The organism is Deltaproteobacteria bacterium (assembly GCA_019308905.1).
Classification (GTDB): domain Bacteria; phylum Desulfobacterota; class BSN033; order WVXP01; family WVXP01; genus JAFDHF01.
In genome coordinates this window covers 149,261-168,130 of record JAFDHF010000002.1, presented here as the reverse complement: position 1 = coordinate 168,130, position 18,870 = coordinate 149,261, and the positions used below count along the sequence as shown (strand labels likewise).

Annotated in this window: 16 protein-coding genes and 1 pseudogene; 12 read left to right on the top strand and 5 right to left on the bottom strand. The window is 58.0% G+C overall.

Features of this window, described 5'->3' with window-relative positions:
• The 5 genes from JRJ26_01760 to JRJ26_01740 all read left to right on the top strand — a co-directional run.
• Positions 1-1,202: FAD-binding protein (locus JRJ26_01760; protein MBW2056200.1), on the top strand; the 1,202-nt coding region annotated here is incomplete at its 5' end.
• A 51-nt stretch (positions 1,203-1,253) separates the two neighbouring features.
• Positions 1,254-1,649 (top strand): VOC family protein, encoded by a 396-nt coding sequence (locus tag JRJ26_01755; GenBank protein MBW2056199.1) that lies wholly within the window; start codon positions 1,254-1,256, stop codon positions 1,647-1,649.
• A gap of 55 nt (positions 1,650-1,704) precedes the next feature.
• A complete protein-coding gene (locus JRJ26_01750; GenBank protein MBW2056198.1) occupies positions 1,705-2,517 on the top strand; it encodes an amino acid ABC transporter permease in 813 nt (270 codons plus the stop codon).
• 49 nt (positions 2,518-2,566) lie between these two features.
• Positions 2,567-3,319: an amino acid ABC transporter ATP-binding protein gene (locus JRJ26_01745; protein ID MBW2056197.1), complete on the top strand. Its 753-nt coding sequence runs from the start codon at positions 2,567-2,569 to the stop codon at positions 3,317-3,319.
• A gap of 63 nt (positions 3,320-3,382) precedes the next feature.
• Positions 3,383-4,267: an amino acid ABC transporter permease gene (locus JRJ26_01740; protein MBW2056196.1), complete on the top strand. Its 885-nt coding sequence runs from the start codon at positions 3,383-3,385 to the stop codon at positions 4,265-4,267.
• A gap of 72 nt (positions 4,268-4,339) precedes the next feature.
• On the opposite strand, the gene JRJ26_01735 is transcribed toward JRJ26_01740, so the two are convergent.
• Positions 4,340-5,182, bottom strand: coding sequence for a transporter substrate-binding domain-containing protein (locus tag JRJ26_01735; protein ID MBW2056195.1), 843 nt, complete (start codon positions 5,180-5,182; stop codon positions 4,340-4,342).
• Positions 5,183-5,413: 231 nt separating this feature from the next.
• Positions 5,414-7,150 carry an FAD-dependent oxidoreductase gene (locus JRJ26_01730; protein MBW2056194.1) on the bottom strand — a complete coding sequence of 579 codons (1,737 nt, stop codon included), beginning with the start codon at positions 7,148-7,150 and terminating at the stop codon, positions 5,414-5,416.
• A 357-nt stretch (positions 7,151-7,507) separates the two neighbouring features.
• Between JRJ26_01730 and JRJ26_01725 the strand changes: the two genes are divergently transcribed.
• The 5 genes and pseudogenes from JRJ26_01725 (at position 7,508) to JRJ26_01705 (ending at position 13,402) form a co-directional block, all read left to right on the top strand.
• Entirely contained in the window at positions 7,508-8,893 is a 1,386-nt protein-coding gene (locus JRJ26_01725) for an FAD-binding oxidoreductase (GenBank protein MBW2056193.1), read from the top strand.
• A 108-nt stretch (positions 8,894-9,001) separates the two neighbouring features.
• On the top strand, positions 9,002-10,435 hold the full coding sequence (locus JRJ26_01720; protein MBW2056192.1) for a trimethylamine methyltransferase family protein: 1,434 nt from the start codon (positions 9,002-9,004) through the stop codon (positions 10,433-10,435).
• Positions 10,436-10,561: 126 nt separating this feature from the next.
• Positions 10,562-11,449 (top strand): ABC transporter substrate-binding protein, encoded by an 888-nt coding sequence (locus JRJ26_01715; protein MBW2056191.1) that lies wholly within the window; start codon positions 10,562-10,564, stop codon positions 11,447-11,449.
• 247 nt (positions 11,450-11,696) lie between these two features.
• Positions 11,697-13,079 (top strand): monomethylamine:corrinoid methyltransferase, encoded by a 1,383-nt coding sequence (locus tag JRJ26_01710; protein ID MBW2056190.1) that lies wholly within the window; start codon positions 11,697-11,699, stop codon positions 13,077-13,079.
• Between the two features lie 158 nt (positions 13,080-13,237).
• Positions 13,238-13,402 (top strand): annotated as a pseudogene (locus JRJ26_01705) (histidinol-phosphate transaminase).
• A 158-nt stretch (positions 13,403-13,560) separates the two neighbouring features.
• Here JRJ26_01705 and JRJ26_01700 read toward each other — a convergent pair.
• Positions 13,561-15,033, bottom strand: coding sequence for a sodium:solute symporter family protein (locus JRJ26_01700; protein MBW2056189.1), 1,473 nt, complete (start codon positions 15,031-15,033; stop codon positions 13,561-13,563).
• 292 nt (positions 15,034-15,325) lie between these two features.
• Between JRJ26_01700 and JRJ26_01695 the strand changes: the two genes are divergently transcribed.
• Together JRJ26_01695 and JRJ26_01690 are read left to right on the top strand one after the other, a co-directional pair.
• Entirely contained in the window at positions 15,326-15,505 is a 180-nt protein-coding gene (locus tag JRJ26_01695) for a hypothetical protein (protein MBW2056188.1), read from the top strand.
• A 99-nt stretch (positions 15,506-15,604) separates the two neighbouring features.
• Positions 15,605-15,889 carry a hypothetical protein gene (locus JRJ26_01690; GenBank protein MBW2056187.1) on the top strand — a complete coding sequence of 95 codons (285 nt, stop codon included), beginning with the start codon at positions 15,605-15,607 and terminating at the stop codon, positions 15,887-15,889.
• On the opposite strand, the gene JRJ26_01685 is transcribed toward JRJ26_01690, so the two are convergent.
• Together JRJ26_01685 and JRJ26_01680 are read right to left on the bottom strand one after the other, a co-directional pair.
• Positions 15,810-16,247 carry a NifB/NifX family molybdenum-iron cluster-binding protein gene (locus JRJ26_01685; protein ID MBW2056186.1) on the bottom strand — a complete coding sequence of 146 codons (438 nt, stop codon included), beginning with the start codon at positions 16,245-16,247 and terminating at the stop codon, positions 15,810-15,812. The genes JRJ26_01690 and JRJ26_01685 overlap by 80 nt on opposite strands.
• 264 nt (positions 16,248-16,511) lie before the next feature.
• On the bottom strand, positions 16,512-18,767 hold the full coding sequence (locus JRJ26_01680; GenBank protein ID MBW2056185.1) for a B12-binding domain-containing radical SAM protein: 2,256 nt from the start codon (positions 18,765-18,767) through the stop codon (positions 16,512-16,514).
• Positions 18,768-18,870: the final 103 nt, after the last annotated feature.

The window sequence follows — 18,870 nt, the reverse complement described above, 5'->3', positions numbered from 1 at the left end:
TGCTCGATCACGGCCAGATCGCCGGGGCCGTGGGCTACGGCACCAGGGACGGATGCATCCATCGTTTTCGCTCCAAGGCGGTCATAATGGCGACAGGGCGGCCGCAGCGCCTCTACAAGACCAGGTCCGGACTGATTTTCAACACCCGCATGCCTCCGACCCTGACCGGCGACGGGAAAGCGGCAATGTTTCGGGCAGGAGCCGAGATCATCAACATGGAGTTTTCTGCTCCTCCTGGTATGGCCTTCATGTGCCCGGCTTTCGTACGGGGGGGAGGGCTTCCAGGGGGCAGTTATCAACCTCCCGGCATCGGCGTCAATGCCCTGGGAGAGGTTATCAAACCCCGGAATCACGAGCTGCAGGCAAAGTGGCAGGGGCTGGGTACTCCCACCGGAACGGGCAAAACCTGGCTCTCCGAGTTGAAGGCGGGTAGAGGGCCGGTCTTTGCAGACATGTCGTGGGGAAGCGACGAGGATCAGGAGTACATGAAGTGGGCTATCTCCAATGAAGGCGGCGGATCGGCCTTTCTCCACGTAATGGAGCAGTACGGACTCGACTGGCGCCGCCACAAGATAGAACTCTTTCCAAACGAGCCTGAACACTCGAGCGGCTCTGCCTGCGGCCCTCTCGTTGATGGAACCTGCCAGACCACCATACCGGGACTCTACGCGGCAGGGGACGAAGCGGGCGGAATCCCGGGGAGTGTGGCGCCGGGGGCCTTCACCATGGGGTACTTGGCGGCCGAATCCGCAGCGGGGTTTGTGAGGAGGATCAGGCAAGTCCCCGAGGGAAAGGGCGAGGAGGAGGTCCTGGAATTCTGCCTGGAAATCATGGAGCGAGTCAAGGGTGATCCCTGGGAGGATGCACAGGCTGCGCTTCAGAATACGATGAGCTATTACAACCTGGAGACCAAGTCTGAAACCATGGCAAAACGGGGACTCGAGAACCTCGCCTATCTGAGGAGGGCCATGCGGCTCCGGGCTTCGAACCCCCACCAGATGACCCATTGCCTGGAGGTGAGAAACCTCACAGAGTGCGCGGAGATGATTCTCCGGGCCACGATCGAGCGGCGTGAGACCCGCTTCCCCCAACTGATAAGGCTCGACTACCCGGAAAAGGACGACGAGAATTTTTTCTGTTTCCTCGGCCAGAGGCTCGTGGGGGGGAAGATCGTCTTCGAGAAACATCCGCCCCGGGGGTGAAACAATCCGGCACGCGATTTCCCATGGGGACGGATTTCCAGGAGGAGACCCATGACGGCTTACAGGTTCGATCATTTCCATCTGATCTGCAGCGATCTTGAACGGACCGAGAGGTTCTTCGCGGATGTCCTGGGGGCAAGGCTTGTCAGGAGGCAGAGATTCGGAACCGCAGGGGGCGCGATCCTCGATCTCCACGGCGCACCGATCTATCTGCGGGAAGCGCAGGAGGGAGAAACGATTACCGACGCTGGAACCGGGAAGCGATACGGGTACGATCACTTGGGCTTCGAGGTGGATGACCTGGATGCAGCGTGCCGAGAGGTGGAAGGGGCGGGATTTGCCTTTACCGTTCCTCCTGTGAGTGCCGGAGACGGGAAAATAGCCTTTTTCAAGGGCCCGGATGACATCACCATCGAACTCTTCCAGCCCGGATCGTCTTCCAGGTAGTCTGGAAGGCGCTCGTCTCGGCCCTGGCCCGGGCTGTATCCTGAGAAGCAAGTACATGGACGTCGAGGGTAAGAAGCGAATCCGGTCGAAGACGACGCGTTCAAACGTGCTCGCAGTGGTCAAGTTCGCTCTGGTGATACTGGCGATCGCATGGCTGCTGGCGCGGGGAACCGAGAGACTCGGTTACTTCTGGCAGTGGTATCGCGTTCCTCATTACGTGCTCTCCTTTCAAAACGGGCACCTTGTGGCCGGGCCGATTCTCAAGGGGCTGGCCGTTACGCTGAACATCGTCTGGATGAGCCTGATTCTGGCCTTTGTCTTTGGGTTGCTGACGGCCCTGTTCCGGCTGTCCAACTCCTTCATGGCTCGGGTGGTGGCTCGGGTGTACCTCGAGACCGTCCGAAACTCGCCGATGCTGGTGTTGCTTTTTTTCATCTATTTCGTTCTGGGGCCGATATTCGACCTGGAACGTATGACTTCGGCGGTCCTGGCACTGAGCATATTCGAGGGCGCCTATGCGTCCGAGATCTTCCGGGCCGGGATCGTTTCCATCCACAAGGGCCAGTGGGAGGCTTCTCACAGTCTGGGGTTGAGCACCCTACAGACTTACCGTCATATTGTCCTGCCCCAGGCGATCCGGCGGGTCCTTCCGCCTCTGACGAGTCAGGCTATTTCTCTGATCAAGGACTCGGCCCTGGTCAGTACCATCGCCGTCTACGAAATGACCATGCAGGCAAGCGCGATAGTGGCTCAAACCTTTCTGACCTTTGAGATGTATTTTACCATCGCTGCCATCTATCTCTTACTCACGGCGACGCTCTCTGTAGTCGTCAATGTCATGGAGAACCGAATGAAAATCTACACCTAGCGGCTACCGAAAACGGCCGCGGAGTGGGGATAGCGCAAGGAGATCAGCCATGGGCATGGAAGGCTCAGGTGAGTACATTATCGAGGTCGACAGGATCAACAAGACCTTTCCCAATGGAGTTCATGCGGTCCGCGATTTCTCTACCCGTATCCGCCGCAGTGAGGTGCTGGTGATCTGCGGTCCTTCGGGTTCGGGGAAATCGACCTTTCTCCGATGTCTCAACGGCCTTGAAGAGATCGACAGCGGCTCGGTCGTCATTGACGGCATACCCCTCGACGACGACAAGAAGCACCGCCTCGAGATCAGGAAAGAGGTGGGCATGGTCTTTCAGCTCTTCAATCTCTTTCCCCATCTGACGGTGCTCGAGAATGTCAATCTCGCCCAGCGGCTGGTCCGGAAGAAGACAAAGGAAGAGGCCACGGAGATGACCATGGACCTCCTCCGCAAGGTCAACATCTCGGAGAAGGCCGACAGCTACCCGGGCCAGCTCAGCGGCGGTCAGCAGCAGCGGGTCGCCATTGCCCGGGCCTTGGCGATGAAACCCAAGGTGATGCTCTTCGATGAGGCCACAAGCGCCCTCGATCCCGAGATGATCGGGGAAGTTCTCGAGGTGATGAAAAATCTGGCCCGGGAAGGGATGACCATGATCGCGGTGACGCACGAGATGGGGTTTGCCCGGGAGGTAAGCGACAGGGTGATTTTCATGGAGGACGGGCGGATCGTCGAAGAGGGGACGGCGGAGCACTTCTTTACCGCTCCGAGGGAGGAGCGGACAAAGCTCTTTCTGAGCCAGATTCTCTGATATCAGAGGGCCTTTCCAACGTGTCGGCCATGCCTTAAAGGGCCCGACTACTAGGGGTTCCCCTTGAGAAAGAAGAAGACAAGAATCACGGTGCTCGACATCGCCATCGCCCTTATCCTTCTCGGGGCGGGGGTCTACGTTTTCTATAGGATCAGGGTGGGGCTCAACTACCACTGGAATTGGGGTGTCATTCCCCAGTATCTGTTCCGCTATGACGAGGAGAAACACAGGTGGGTGATGAACCTCTTGATGGAGGGGCTCAAGACGACCCTCGCCTTGAGCGTCTGGTCGATTCTGTTCGCCACGATCGTGGGATCGATCATGGGCATGTTCAGGGTCAGCAGCAGCCTTTTCAAGCGACTCATCGGGCGGACCTATGTGGAACTGATCCGCAATATCCCGCCTCTAGTGCTTGTTTTTATCTTCTACTTTTTCCTCAGCGACCAGATCATGCCCGTTCTCGGTGTGGATGACTTCATCAGGTCCCGGTCCGAGAGATTTCAGGAGATTCTCGCTTTTTTTTCCACCCGGCCGGAGCTCTTCTCCACTTTTCTCTCGGCGGTGATCACTATCGGCCTTTTTGAGGGCGCTTATATCACCGAAATCGTGAGAGGGGGGATCCAGTCGATCGAGAGGGGGCAATGGGAGGCCTCCTATGCCCTCGGACTGTCCTGGTGGCAGCAGATGCGCCATGTCGTCCTACCCCAGGCGGTGCAGAGGATCCTGCCGCCCATGGCCGGGGAATTCATCAATACCATCAAGAACTCATCCATCGTCTCGGTCATCTCCATTCAGGAGCTGACCTTCCAGGGCATGGAGTTGATGGCCGCATCGCTCCTCACCTTTGAGGTCTGGCTGACCATTGCGGGGATGTACCTCGTGGTGTGTCTCCTTCTCTCCCTGGCCGTAGCCCGCCTCGAGGTCCACATGAGAAGAAGCCTGGCGTGAGGGGACGAGGAGAGAGTCCGGGCGGCTGGGGCGATTTGTCATGCCCCAGCCGCCACGGAAAGAACCCTACGGTTACTTGATCTGGTCTTCCCACTCCTTGGTGGTAAACCAGTAGTCGTATCGTTTCTGTATCCAGCCGTCGGTCCGCCGGTAGGTGATCCAGTTGTTCAGATAGTTGAGCCAGTCGAGATCACCCTTTCTCAAGGCAAAGCTTATCGCCAACTCGTAGACCTTCTGCTTCCCCAGGGGCAGGTAGAGCAGATCGGGATAGTCGAGAGCCTCGAAGAACGGCCTCGGAGCGTCCCCGATGATCGCGTAGGCCTTGCCGTTGCGCAATTCCTGATAGGCCGGAGCCTGGTCATCGAACAGCCGTATCTGGGCCTTTGGCAGGTTTTGTTGGATGAACTCGACAGGGGTTGCACCCATCCTCTCGGCAAAGATCACTTCAGGCCGGTTGAAATCCTCGAGTTTTGTAGGATGAAAGGGTTCGCAGAGCTTTCTGTTCGCGACGAGTGCCCCTCCGGCGTAGTAGTAAGGAATGGTGAAGTTCACCTTGAGATTCCGCTGAGGGGTCATCGCCATACCGCCTATGATGATGTCGAACTTGCCGGTGAGGAGGGCCGGGATGATGCCGGACCATTTTGTATTGACAAACTCGACCTTCACACCCATGTCCTCTGCGAGTTTTCTGGCAACATCGATCTCGTTTCCGATGAATTCGCCTTTCTTGTTCTTCATGGCCCATGGGATGAAAGTAGAGAATCCCACACGCAAGGTCCCGCGCCTCATGATCTGTTCCAGGGTGCTCTCCTTGATCAAAGCCCTCTGTATCTTACCCGCCAGGACCGTCCCCGCAGGCATTGCAACGACCAGGGCCACGACGATGGCCCCGAACAAGAACGAACGCACCTTCATGTTTTTCCTCCTTTCACGTGCTGCCATGGTTCTCTGCCGGTCGAACTCGGCAACCCAGCCCTGCCTATTGCCGGGAAAACCACCAGGATAAACGAAGACTCAAGCAAACAGTCGCTCTCTACCACCCCCTTCCTCCCAGTAGAAATCATGTCACCCCTTTTCCTCGCATACAGGGTCAGGTTAACAGGATGCCTCGGGAATTGTCAATCGAAATTGCGATGGGTTCCCCCTTCATGCTTCGGGAAACCGCTTCTCGAAGACGACTCTCCCCTTCTCCTTACGCTGTGCCAGGAAGCAGAAGAAGTTCTCATCGTCCCTTTCCGGGAAGTCGGCCCGCCTCAAAAGGCCATAACGGCTCTCCCTGCGCTCGATCGTCGCCCGCAAGATCATCTCGGCGCACTCGATCAGGTTTCTCACCTCCAGACAGTGTGCCATCTCGTGGGGATTCCGAGCCACCAACCGCATGGCGTCCTTCAGGTAAGAGAGATTCTCGAGTCCCCGTCTCGCCATGGTCTCTGACTTGATCTCGCAGTTGTAGTAGCTCATGACGTTCTGGAGGGCGGCCTGGGCATCCTCCCACGAGTCCCCTCTCTTCCGGCTGATGATCTGTCTGCAGAAGTCCGAGACGAGGTCCGCTCCGTCCCCGTCGGGCATGGTTCTGATCTTACGGGCGAACCGGGCCGCCGATTCGCCTGCCAAATAACCCATGGTCAACGCCCCTGGTACCACGCTTTGGGGTATTCCACCCGCCTCGTCTCCGGCTGCAAAGAGACCGGGCAGTGTGGTCTGGCAGTTGGAATCGATGATGGGTCCTCCTGCTGCGGCTGCCGAGTGTTCGGGCTCGAGGGGCGAGATCTCTATCTTGTGGCGGCGGAAATCGAGGTTGTACCGGTCCATCAGGTGGAGCAAAGCCGATCCGGACCCCTCATTGGAGAGGGCCCAGCGCATGTACTCCTGATCGGCCTCGCTTCCCCAGGACATGTCGGCAAATATGGGCCCCCTTCCTGCCTTGAGTTCAGACATAAAGGTCCTTCCCGTCCCCGTCCCGGTCGAGGTGCCCTGCCACTTCTCCCCGTAACTCTCCAGCTCGTGGTTTCGAGGTCTGATGACTTCGCCGAAGGCGTTGAGGCCGATTCCAGGAGGCTGGTAGGACCCCCCCGGGAGACCCCCGCCCCGGACGAGATTCTTGGAAGACCAGCGTCCCGGAATGGAGACGAACTCCATGTTGATGATCTCGGCCCCTGCCCTAAACATGGCCGCTTTCCCGTCTCCGGTAAGGGCCGGAGGCATGCGGGTGTTGAAGGCAAGGCCGGTTTCGGTCTTGTAGAGGCGGTTGGGCCGTCCGGTGGCCATTACGACGGCCTTTGACCGGAACAGATGGAGGCGCCCGTCTCGGGTGCCATAGCCGACGGCGCCGGCGATCTGGCCGTCCCTGATGAGAAGGTCCGCCACCATGATCCGTCCGAGTATCTCGACCCCCCTGGCACGTGCGGCTCGGACGAGGAGCCTTTTTACGTCTCTTCCGTCGAAATGGAGGGTGTTACGACACCGATGGAGCTGATACTGGAGCCGGAACCTCCCCGGAAGTGTGGAATCGTCGTAACGGATTCTCGCCCCGAACCGTTCCAGGTCTAGAATCCGGTCCAGACTCGTCTCGGCGATGTAGTGGAGTATTTTTCGATTGATGAGTCCCTTTGCGATGTTTTCGACGTGATCCTGCACCAGATCATCGAGGCTTACGCCCTCTGCCTCCTGGATCTCCGGGAAATAGGCCCAGATATGATCGATCCCCGTGGCTGCACACCCCGACCGCTCCGGGTTTGATTTGTCCAGGAGGATGACCTGATCGTCCAGTTCAGCGGCCCGGATTGCCGCCATGCACCCGGCAAGGCCTCCCCCCAGGACCAGTACGTGGCAGCTATGTGAAACGGGTTGCACCGAGGTAATGCTCGTCCCTCTCCTTTTCATCTTCATCGTATTCGGGTCTACGAAGGGAATTCTCGTCCCTTCTGAGCCTCTCTCGGCTCCATCTCTAAACTCGACCGGGTGGCCCCCGCGACCGGGACTCACCTTTTCGGAGGCGTCGGCTGCTCCCAAGGGACCGCCCCCGGAAGCTTCAAGGCCTTCGGTCCGCGGCCGTTTTCAAGTGCCGACCAGTATACCACCAACCGCACCGGTGTTGAAGGTTTTTTTGGCCAGGGTTTCCCCGAATGAGGGAAGCCTTGATTTGTTGGGCCGGTGAATGAGATATTGTGCAGGGCGGCATCTGGACAGGGATGGCGGGATCGAGTGCGGACCGGCTTGGGAAGAACGAGGGGAGGCGGAATGGGGTTCAATCGTGTTACCTCGGATGATGTGAGAAAGCTCGAGTCTTTTTTGGGGGCGGAACGGGTCTCCAAGGGAGAATCGATTCTCAATCTCCATGCCAGAGACCAGTCCCCTCACAGGGGAGTCCGACCCGATCTGGTGGTGTGGCCGGAATCTACAGAGGAGGTGAGCGAAGTCCTCAAGATGGCCAACCAGCGGATGATCCCGGTCACACCGTGGGGAGCAGGGACCGGTTTGGAAGGGAACGCCATCCCCGTGGAAGGGGGCATTGTGCTCGATTTCGAGTTCATGGATAAGATCCTGTCCGTCCGGGCAGAGGACTTTCAGGTAGATGTTGAGCCAGGAGTGAGATACAAAGACATGAATCAGACTCTGGCCAGGCACGGGCTTTTTTTTGCCCCGGATCCCGGGGCAAACGCGACGATCGGGGGGATGGTGGCCAACAATGCCTCCGGGGTGAGGACGGTGAAGTACGGATCCACGAGGGACAACGTGCTCAGGCTGGTGGTGGTACTTCCCACGGGCGAGGTCTTCCATACAGGCTCTCGGTCCCCCAAGACTTCTTCTGGATACGATCTGGTCAGGTTGATTACGGGATCCGAAGGAACCCTGGGGATCATCACCGAGATCACCCTCCGCCTCGTGGGAATCCCGGAGAACTACAGCGCTGCCGTCGCGATCTTCGAATCCGTCAAGGATGCGAGCAATGCGGTATACGAGATCATGGGTTCGGGGCTGATACCCGGTGCCCTCGAACTTCTCGACTCGGGGACCGTGCGGGCCATGAACGAGGAAGGGAAGCTCGATCTGGCCGAAAAGCCCACCCTGTTTCTGGAGTTTTCCGGCGCCAGCCGGATCGGCCTGGAGCGGGATCTGAAACTGACCAGGGAGATCTGTGAGGCCCGTGGGTGTATCGGTTTTGAATCGGGCGTGGGAAGGGAGGAGAGGAACCGTCTCTGGAAGGCCCGGCACGAGGCCTCAGAGGCGATAGAGAGACGCCATCCAGATCTCGATGTTCTCTACATCGATGCCGGGGTTCCGCTCTCCAGGTTTCCGGATCTGGTGGAATACGCCAACGAGACGGTGGCAGGCTACGGGCTGATATCCTATATTTGGGCTCACGCGGGGGACGGCAATCTACATCTTGACATATTCGGCAGGATGGACGACCCGGAGTGTGCCGGGAAGATGACGGAGGCCCAAGAGAAGATCGTTGTCTATGCAATCTCCGTGGGGGGGACCGCCACGGCCGAGCACGGGGTGGGTATCGGCAAGAGGAAGTACATGGTTCAGGAGCATGGAGAGGCCGTGAAGGTTATGAAGAGAATAAAGGACCTCTTCGACCCCAGAGGTATCCTCAACCCAGGTAAGATCTTCCCGTAGGGATCCAGGAGAGGTTGCCGGAACCCCTGATGCAGAATCTCGGCGAGGTCGTTTCCGTGTTTCGTTTCTCGTGTTCGTGGCACGAACAAGGGGGAAAGGAAAGAAATCATGAAGCCAGACGCATTCTCGATGAGACCCCGGATGTCTTTTCTCTCCGACGAGGAGAAGCGGAAGATACACGGGGCGGCCCTCCGGATTTTGGAAGAGATAGGGATGGAGATTCGCCACGAAGAGGCCCTCCACCTGTTGAAAGATGCCGGGTGCCAGGTCGGAGGGGGGAATATGGTTCGTATCCCAGGCACGGTGGTGGAGGAGGCCATCAGAAAGGCTCCCCGGCAGATCGAGATATTCGACAGGGAAGCAAGACCGGCCATGAATCTCGGAGGGTACCGTATCTACTTCGGATCGGGCTCGGATCTTCTCTACACGATAGACATAGAGACACAGCAACGCCGGTTGAGCACGGTAAAGGACGTCCGCCTTGCTGCAGGGCTTTGCGACAGTCTTCCCAACATTGATTTCATCATGTCTTCGGCCCACCCTTCGGATGTCGAGCCGCGTAGGGCCTATCTCTGCAGCTTCCAGGCCATGGCCGAGAGCTCCCGGAAGCCCCTCGTCTCGACTGCCGAGGGCAGGGCGGATCTGAGGGTCATGTGGGAGATCGCCAAGACCCTGAGAGGTGGTGAAGCCGGCCTGAGACAGAGGCCCTATTTCATCCATTATGCAGAACCCATCAGCCCGCTTAGGCAGACCTTCGAGGCTCTGGACGAGCTCCTCTTCTGCGTGGAAAAGGGAATCCCTGTCATATACTCGCCGGCTCCAATAATAGGTTCCACCTCTCCCATCACCATTGCCGGACATGTAGCCCAGGGACTTGCAGAGAGTCTCTGCGGCCTGGTGATAGCCCAACTCAAAAGAGAGGGGGCCCCCGTGGTCTTCGGCCTCGGTCCATCTTCGCTCGACATGGTCACGGGCGAGTGTTCGTACAATGCGCCGGAGATATACCTCGCATACCTGGCCGACATAGAGATGTGTCATTTCTATGACCTTCCGAGCTGGGGGATAGCCGGTACGAGCGATTCTCAGATCCCGGACGGTCAGGCCTGTTTCGAAGGCGGGCTCCTGACCTTCCTTTCCGGGATGGCGGGTGCAAACCTGAACCACGATGTGGGATACCTCGATTTCGGTAAGACCGGGAGCCTGGAGATGATGGTCATCATCGATGAGTTTATTGCCCAGACAAAGAGACTCCTTCAGGGTATTCCGGTGAGTGAGGAGACCCTGGCGCTGCCGGTCATCGAGAGCGTCGGGCCGGGAGGCCACTTCCTGACGGCAGACCATACCCTTGCCCACCTTCGCGAGACCCAGTGGCGTCCCGGACTGATCAGCCGGGACGGTTACGACGAGTGGAAGGCATCGGGGTCTCTCTCCCTTGAGCAGAGGGCCCGCGAGAGGGTCCTGGGCATTCTCAAGAAACGCGAATCCGTGCCTATCGAGAGAGAGATAGCCTCCAGGATCGACAGACTGGTGGAAGAATACTGAAAGAATCACGGATCTGTCCGGCGGCTTTATGGCCGGATGGCTGGAAGCCGGCCCCGATGCGTCCTTTTCACTGCGAGGCCGGCATCGGCGCCGACCGCGGGGAAACCCGCGGGGGAGGATTGAGAAATGAAGGGTGGAATCTCAAGACAGAGGGTCGTGTGGGGGGCTCCTTCCTTTTGGATCAACCTTTTCCCCCTTTATGTCGGCAGGTCGCGCGGCCTCTTCGCGGAGAGAGGGATCGATCTCGAGATCAGGTACTTTCACGGCGGGCCCGAGTTGGCCAGTGCGGTCAGGCAGGGGAGAGTCCAGATAGGGAACATGGGTGCCCCCTCATTCATAAAAGCCTTCTACGATGGGCTGCCGGCGAAAATCGTAGGAAGCGCGGTAACACAGAAACTCGATCATTACCTGGTGGCCCTGCCCGAAATCGAGACCCTCGCCGGCCTAAGGGGGAAGAGGATAGGCATTCTCTCCCCGGGAAGCTGCGACAGCTACTTTATCCGGCGTATTCTTGAGAAGGAATCCATCGATCCCGAAAAGGAGGTCCTTCTGACCCCCCTTGGAAGCTCCTATGGGGATTTGGACTACCTCGCCTCAAAAAGGGTCGATGCGGCCTTTTTTGTGGAGCCAATGGTGACCCTGGGAGAGAACAGGAAGATATTGAGGATTCTCACCCGTGTGGGCGACCACTTCCCGAGATACCAGTGGGGCATCATCTTCGCGAGGGAAGGGCTCATCGGGGAGAGTCCTCTCCTTGTCAAGAACCTCCTTGAGGGGTATCGGAAAGCGAGCAGGTTTATCAAGGAAAACCCGGAGGAGTGTATCTCCCCCGGGGCGAGGCTCTTCAAGATGGGGAGGGATCTTTTCTGCAAGGCCCTGGAGCGGAGCCTTCCAAACTGGGAGACCGAAACGAGGATAGATCAGCCGGGGCTCGAAAATGCCGTCCAAATCCAAGAACAGATGAGAGCCGTAGGGGATGATCTGAAAAAGGAAGACATGGTACTCGAAATGTGAGGGGCGTTTTTTTTGTTTGTCCTGCTGCTCACATTCGCCCGGTATTCAACCGTTTCCGCAATCCCGCTCGGGGATGGCCGGGCTTCCAAGGGGCAGGAAACTCGAGGGCTTTCACTGGAAGGAAATGCCCGGGACCGAGGACTGCGGACTCTCCGGGCCGCCGTTCTTGCCCGAAGGGGTGGGTCGGTGCTTTCCAAGACCGGCCGGACCTGGGGTTTGCGTCTGACAGCAGGGAGGGGATCTTGTCATGTCTGTTCCTTATCGACTTTGGGAGATTCAGGAGCGGTCCAATACCGGTCCGCCATGCGATGAAGAGGAATTTCTGAGCAGGATATTTGCTCCCACACTCCAGAGAATCGTCGAGAAATATGGGGTGAAATACGATCCTCAAAGACCGGTGCCTGCTGACGACGAACTGGCCGACAGGGTCTGGCGGGCCGGATGGGAACTCTTTCGTGAGGTGGGGCTCTACAATACGGACACCCACCGGATCATCACGGTTTCTGACGAGGAGATCGATGAAGCGCTCTGCGTTGCCGGGGATTATTACCGGGTAGGGGCCGGCAAGGACTCTGTCCTGTGGAAGCACCGGCAGGTGGAGGACAGGGAGCCTCCCTTCTGCCTCTTCAGCGGGGACCAGACGTGCTCGGAGGAGCTCCACTACTCCATGTGCCTGGCGTATCTGAAGGAACCCCTGCTTGAGGGCTTCTGTGCTCCTATCCTGGAAGATTCCATGGGGCTGAAGATTCGGTCCGCCTCTCCTTTTGAGATCAACGGATGCACCCAGCACATATACAACCTGCGGCTTGCCGCCAAGCAGGTCGGGCGTCCCGGGGTCTTCCTGGTGGCCGTGGGAACGGCCGAGCATGACAGCGGCCAGATTGCGGTCTCAAACGAGGAGTGGGGAGTTCGGACCACGGACTCCCGGCTGGTCGGCACCATGACGGAGTTCAAGACAGCGGACACCCTGCTCAACCGGGTGGTACATTGCCACCAATACGGCTGCTACGTGGGAAACCTCAGCGGTCCCATCTACGGCGGCTGGTGCGGCGGGTCTGAAGGGGTTGCTGTGGCGACGGTTGCCTATACGTTGAGCGGCCTCTGCATTCATGGCGCCATCTACAATCTGCACTTTCCATTTCATCTCAACTGGGGGAGCAACACGACCAGGGAGCTGCTGTGGTCGATCGCAGTGGCCGGGCAAGCCATGGCGAGAAACAGCGGGCTCCTTTACCTGATGGCGGGTTATACGAACGCAGGCCCCATGACCGAGATGATCTTCTACGAGGCAGCGTGTTTTGCCGTGGTCAGCACAGTAAGCGGGTGGCACCTGTGGGGGATAGGCTCGGCCAGGAACAAATACCGGAACAGGGCCACCCCGATGGAGGCGCGACTGGCCATGGAGGTCGGCCACGCAGTTGCCCGGCAAGGGATGACCAGAGAAGAGGCGAATCGACTCGCCTTGCGGCTCTTGGAAAAATACCAAGACAGTGCGGCCACGGCTCCTATGGGCAAGGAATACCAGCAATGCTACGATGTGGCCACGGCTCTTCCCACCCGGGAGCACTTCGATATGTACAGAAGAGCAAAACAAGAACTGGCCGCAATGGGGATCGACTTCCCTTATTGAGAGGATGCTTTGAGGTGATGGGGCTTCCCTCCGGGGGTCTTCGTGATTCGTCAGGGCTGCCCGGTGGGGGATCGCGGGCAGCCTGGGACTCACATTCCCAAGAAAAATCTCGGGGGCTGGAGGCGACCCTCCGAGAGATCTGCGGGGTAACCTGAGAGATGAAATGGCCTGAATCCCTTCTCAATCCCGGCATTAGAGGAGTAAAGGCCTATGTTCCGGGAAAGCCGGCGGAGGAGATCCAGCGGGAGCTGGGGCTTTCGAGTGTTATCAAGATGGCCTCCAACGAGAATCCCATTGGGCCTTCCCCGAGAGCCATGGAGGCCCTCTGCCAGACCCCCCTGGAATACCACCTCTATCCCGATGCCGGCTATCTCGACTCGAGAAAAGCTCTGGGCGTGCATGTCGGTCTGGGCTCTCGGGGAAGAGTGCCTGGCGTGTAACCCAGAGAAGCGTTACACACCAGGCGCTTGGAAGTGGTGATCTAGGCCTCTGTCTCGGCAAATCTCTTCATAAAATTCTCTGCTTTCTCCGTCTCTTCAGGAGATCGGGTTGCAAGGCTCACAACCAGGTAGACGGCGAATCCGAGGACGATCCCCCAGAAGATGGAAAACGGCCATGTCTTTCCAGGCCAAGCCGGGGTGATGCTCGGGAGTCCGACTCCCAGATCGATCAGGTAGTTCCAGGCCACGTATATACCTCCGACAATCATGCTGGAGATGGCTCCCTTTGTCGTACCCCATTTGCAGTACATTCCAAGGATCAGCGGCCAGAAGACACCTGCAGCCAGGATATCGCTTGCCATCCACAGGACCCATAGGAGGTCCTTGATGGCCAGGGCGACAAAGATTCCGCAGCCCGCCATGATCGTTGCGGCTATTCTGGCAAACATCACGAGCTGTTTCTCCGAAGCGTCGGGATTCATAACTCTGTGATAGAGATCTTCCGTGAGGATGAGGGAGCCGGTATTGATCGCCGTATCCATTGTGGACATAAGGGCCGCGAGAAGACCGGCAAAGGCAATCCCTGCGAAAAAGGCAGGGACATAGCCCTTTATGATCGCCACCATGATATGGCCTTCCGGTTTTTCCGGAAACATGGCGACTGCAAGCATTCCGATGATGATGGCAAAACAATACAGCGGTATATTGATGTAGAGCGCTCCTCGTGACGCCTTCTTCGCATCTTCCACCGATCTGGCCGCCGAGAATCTCTGCCAGATTTCGGCCGAGATCACCCAGGCAAATGTAAATGAAATGATGTAGAAGAGACTGTACTTGGCGTTCCCGAAGATATTGTAGAAGTCCTTCATCCCTTTCTGTGCGACGACTTTTGAAACATTACCAAAGCCGCCAGAGCCGGCTATCGCCGCAATTAGAATGATCACCAATGCAACGACTATCCAGGCGAATTGCCCAAGGTCTGTTGTTACAACGCTCTTGAACCCCCCGAACATGCAGTAGAACCATACCACAACAACGATAAGAAACAGTGCCGCGGCATAGCTCATCCCGAAAAACCCACCGACAAAGCCCGCGGCTCCGATCATCTGTGATGCGGCCCAGGTTGTCATATACCACCAGATGACAACCGATTGGATGATTCTGGCAGTCTTGTTGTACCTCGCCTCGGTGATCTCAGGTTGAGACAGGGGACCGAAAAGCCTGATTCTCTGGGCCAGAAACAACAAGACAATGCCCGAAACGATGGTCGGTCCGCCCATCACAAAGTAGGCACTGAGTCCCCCTTTGTAAGCCTTATCGGCGGAGATGATGGCCGAGGCCCCGCCGAACCACGAAGCCGCATAGGAGACGGCGAGAACCCATGCAGGGAATGTCCGGCTGGCGAGAAAGTAGTCTACCTCGGACTTCACCATCCGCCTGTAAAGGCTTAGTCCGATAACAAAGGCGAAATAGAGAACTAGAAAGACGATGGCAATGATATGAAAAGCTTCCATATGCCCCTCCTTTTTTTTGGCCGGCATGCTACAGTCCTCTTTGGTACTTGTCAAGTTCTTTTCGGTTTTTTTGTCCGATGTTTGACGAATGGGAAGCCCCGGAATTGTAACGCCGGAACTCCAAAGCGAGGGGACAGGGCTGTTGTCCTGCCGAAACAGAAAAAGACTCCAAAGTCACATACTTGCAAGAATCCTCGGCCGAAAACTGAGGAAACTCCGCGACGGTTTTTTTCTTTTAAATTTGGTCTCTGCATGTCAGGAAAGGGAGGACGAGGTCCCTTCCAAGGAGAGGATGGGGCCGTTTCGACCGGGAGAGGGGATCGACACCTTTTGGGGTGATCTCGTGGACAGACCGGCACAGACGAGGAGCTACCGTTCCGCGGTCTACTCGGCAGATGGGGACCTGCGCAACGAGCCAGCCGCGGCGACCCTTCTGGTGGGAGGGCGCCCTTGCCGGGTGGGGTTCTCTTGAAAACGTCTCTTGGGGAGACTCTCCTGACGGTGGTGCGGGAAGGAATGGGATCTTTTTGCCAGGGCGAACCGGGTCAGAAAACCGGACGGTACGTGGGATCTGCCTGAACTCCTGACCGACAAAAGGAAGGAAGTCGACCAGAAGTACGATTTCACATACCCGATGCTTGTTTTGGTTCTTGCCAGGCTGATCGAGGATAGACGGCTCGATTTCACAGACCCGGAAGGTTTGGACGAAGAGAAGACCGAACGGATCAGAAGCGTTTTGCGACTTTCGGAATCCGGTGCAGAGATGAATTCCTCTCTCAGTCAAGGTGGAGGATTTTCTTATCGGTTCCAGGTGCTTTTTCCAGTTCCGCCTCTATTCGGCGGCCGAGTCCCTTGATCTTTTCCAGGGCTGTCTCGATATCCTTCTGCCTTGATATGACAGGAACGAACCCCTTTCTAATCCTAACGATGTTAGGGCCCATCCTGAAACCGACCAGGACGGATACTCCCCTGAGCAACTGCGAGATGTTCTTTGCTTTTCTGGGATCTCCATGGGATCGTTCTTCGGGGGACGAGTTGTCCAATTTCTCTATGAATCTCAGTCTATTTGTTTCCAGATCCAGTCCATAGACCAGAAAATACTTCGATGATCCGAAATGTCCATCGCTGAATTTGATCCCGTCGTCGGTTCCTAGTGCCAATTTGATTTCCACTGGTTTTCCCTTCCTTGCATATTGCGGTACTGCAGGCCGTATTAGGCTCGTTCTCGAAGCCCCCTACCACCCGATGGCCCGCCAGAGGTAATGGGGGTGAAAAGACCTCCGCCCCGCTTGCTCATGTATCGAGGATAGAAGAAACAGCCCTGCATGTCAACAACCGAGGAGACTCGAGTCTCTTCGCACGCATGAATCGGGGCCTCCTATTCGAAAGCCCTTTGACTTTCGCGGCAGAGACTTCCCAGGATCTCCTTCGAGATCGTATAACCACGAGCCACGAGGCCGAAGCCTCCGGATCGCTCATCATACCCCACCCCCGAATGCCGTGTCGTTCAGGGCAAGGAGAGCCGAAAAGAAATCGGCGGAGCCTTGTATCGGGCTCTTGCGTCGAATCCGGCAGTATTCGTCCCCTGGAAAGGGGGAGGTCGCCGCACAGGTGATACAGGACTCACGGACCGGGCACGTGGAGCACCGGCGCCTGGCTCGAAGCCGGGCCGTCCGACTCCTGTGCCTGGCACGAAGGCGAGCAAAGCTCTCTCCCACGGACCCCAGGGGCAGAGCAGACCAGCACAGGCGGACACCGTTCGAGGCGTCGACGATGGCCCACCGCATCGATCGGCAGTTGCCCGCGTCCCGAGTCCACCGGCAGAGGGTACTGAACCGCGGCATGGGGCCTCTGCGAAAAGCTGTAGGGGTGGGGGAACGCGACTCCGAGCCCGTGAGTTCCGAAAGGAACCGGTGCAGCGCCAGGCCGTCTTCCCTGGTCCGATCCACGCAGACCATCAATGAGGGGCTGGCTACGCCGTATTCGCGTGGATCGGCGTCCATCTTCGATGTCGGCACAAAGCTCAGCGAAAGTGCTCGATCGACGTCTACAACGGTCGTGAAGTCACGGAGCAAGCGCAGAACCTCACGGCCGAATTCGGACCGATCCGGAACATAGGAAAACCAGCGCTTGGTCGGTTTCAACGTGGTCTTGATGAGGTCTGTATTCTGTCTCCGCCAGGTCTCGGCCGCATCCCGGCAGGAGTAGATCTGGACGACGAGGCCGTCGATAACCAGCACGTCCTTCAACCAGTCCACATCCTCCCTTCTCAATACATCCCGGACGAAAATCAGGCCCTCAAAGCCCCGACTCGTTCCATTCCGGAAAGGGGAAAGGCTCAGGGCAATCGAGACGAGGTGATTGTCCCGTATGGAACCCGCCAACCGGTCGGCCTTACGCCCAAGAGGGACTTCCCGCAGGACATTGAATGGGTGGTGGGTCGTCATGGAGCCTGGCGAACATGCGACCCGATACCCGTATCTTGCATGGTGAGCGTGGATCGGAGTGCCGGGAAAGATGATGAGGGGGTTGTGCATGTAGAAGTCGAGATCGAGTTTCTCGACCACTCGGACCGTCTCCTGCGCTTCCCGGGGCGTTTCATGGGGCAGCCCTACCATGATACTGGCGAACACGCTTCCGAAGCCCCGCTTCCGGCAGTATGAGACCGCCCATTTGAAACGCTCTATGAAGGACCTCTCCCGTTCGAGTGAATCGGTAGGGTCGTCCTCGGCCGGCCCGGTCTTTCCAATGGCGCGCAGCACGCGCGGCGTAGCGCTCTCCAGGGCGAACCCGATCGAAACGAAACCGGCGGCGTGCATAAGGTCGAGCAACTCGGCGTCGACGAGATCACAGCGGGTAATGCAGCTCAGCCGGGCTCGGACTTTTTGTTTGAGGAGTTGTTCGCATAACCGGCGGGCCCGCGACCGAAGGAGGGTAAAGGCGTCGTCCTGAACGACCAGGATCCGATCGTCCGACCGCGTGCCCGAGATGTAACCGATTTCGTCGATGAGCCGGTCAAGGGAGTGTGTATAGACCCGGCGCCCGGAAAGGATCGCGCAGTTACAGTACGTACAATGCTGATTGCACCCCCGTGCGGTGATGATTCCGGTCCCGTTCCGGCCCAGGGCGGCCTCGGACGGGATTAGGTGTTCCAGATGGGGGGAAGGATAGGCATCCAGGGGATCGCGAAGACCTCGGGCTCCTGGTACGCGAGCCCGATCCGGAGTCCTAACAAGAGCCGTGCGTCTCCGGAACGTGATTCCTTCGATCTCCTCCAGGAGGGACCGGTCCCTTCCAGAGCCGAGCTCGGTAAGACTCTCCATCAGCCCGAGCATGGTCTCTTCGCCGTCGCCTCGAACACAGACATCGACCGCAGGGGCCAGTCGGAGTACATCCTCATCCATGGTGGTAGGTGTTGGACCGCCGAAAACGATGATTGTTTCGGGCGAGCGGGTCTTGACGGCCCGGGCGACCAGGCTGGACGTGTCGAAGTTGGTGAAGTACACTGTGAATCCGACCACGCGGGGGTGGAGAGCCACGATCCGTTCGGCCGCCTCGGCGACACTCAAGTACCCCTGGGGCACGAATTGGACGCCGGAGACCCCCTTTTGCTTGAGGTATGCCAATACGTAGCCGGCACCGAGATTGTACAAGAAGCTCTGGTTTCCCTGGCCGATGTTTTGAGGGAAGACCATGACGAGGTCGCACGGATTTACGGCCTTTGGTCCAACCACAGGGCCTCCTTATCGAATCCCGTCCCGGTTATTCCACCGGACGTCTTTCCCCGCCCCGTCGGAGGCCGGCGGCAGGCTCCCTGCCGGCCAACGGAACCGGCAC

Coding starts and splice junctions, on each gene's coding strand:
- JRJ26_01725 (MBW2056193.1), top strand. CDS start 7,508: ATGGGGTTCAATCGTGTTACCTCGGATGATGTGAGAAAGCTCGAGTCT.
- JRJ26_01695 (MBW2056188.1), top strand. CDS start 15,326: ATGGGGCCGTTTCGACCGGGAGAGGGGATCGACACCTTTTGGGGTGAT.
- JRJ26_01735 (MBW2056195.1), bottom strand. CDS start 5,182: ATGAAGGTGCGTTCGTTCTTGTTCGGGGCCATCGTCGTGGCCCTGGTC.
- JRJ26_01745 (MBW2056197.1), top strand. CDS start 2,567: ATGGGCATGGAAGGCTCAGGTGAGTACATTATCGAGGTCGACAGGATC.
- JRJ26_01730 (MBW2056194.1), bottom strand. CDS start 7,150: ATGAAAAGGAGAGGGACGAGCATTACCTCGGTGCAACCCGTTTCACAT.
- JRJ26_01720 (MBW2056192.1), top strand. CDS start 9,002: ATGAAGCCAGACGCATTCTCGATGAGACCCCGGATGTCTTTTCTCTCC.
- JRJ26_01710 (MBW2056190.1), top strand. CDS start 11,697: ATGTCTGTTCCTTATCGACTTTGGGAGATTCAGGAGCGGTCCAATACC.
- JRJ26_01755 (MBW2056199.1), top strand. CDS start 1,254: ATGACGGCTTACAGGTTCGATCATTTCCATCTGATCTGCAGCGATCTT.
- JRJ26_01715 (MBW2056191.1), top strand. CDS start 10,562: ATGAAGGGTGGAATCTCAAGACAGAGGGTCGTGTGGGGGGCTCCTTCC.
- JRJ26_01700 (MBW2056189.1), bottom strand. CDS start 15,033: ATGGAAGCTTTTCATATCATTGCCATCGTCTTTCTAGTTCTCTATTTC.
- JRJ26_01750 (MBW2056198.1), top strand. CDS start 1,705: ATGGACGTCGAGGGTAAGAAGCGAATCCGGTCGAAGACGACGCGTTCA.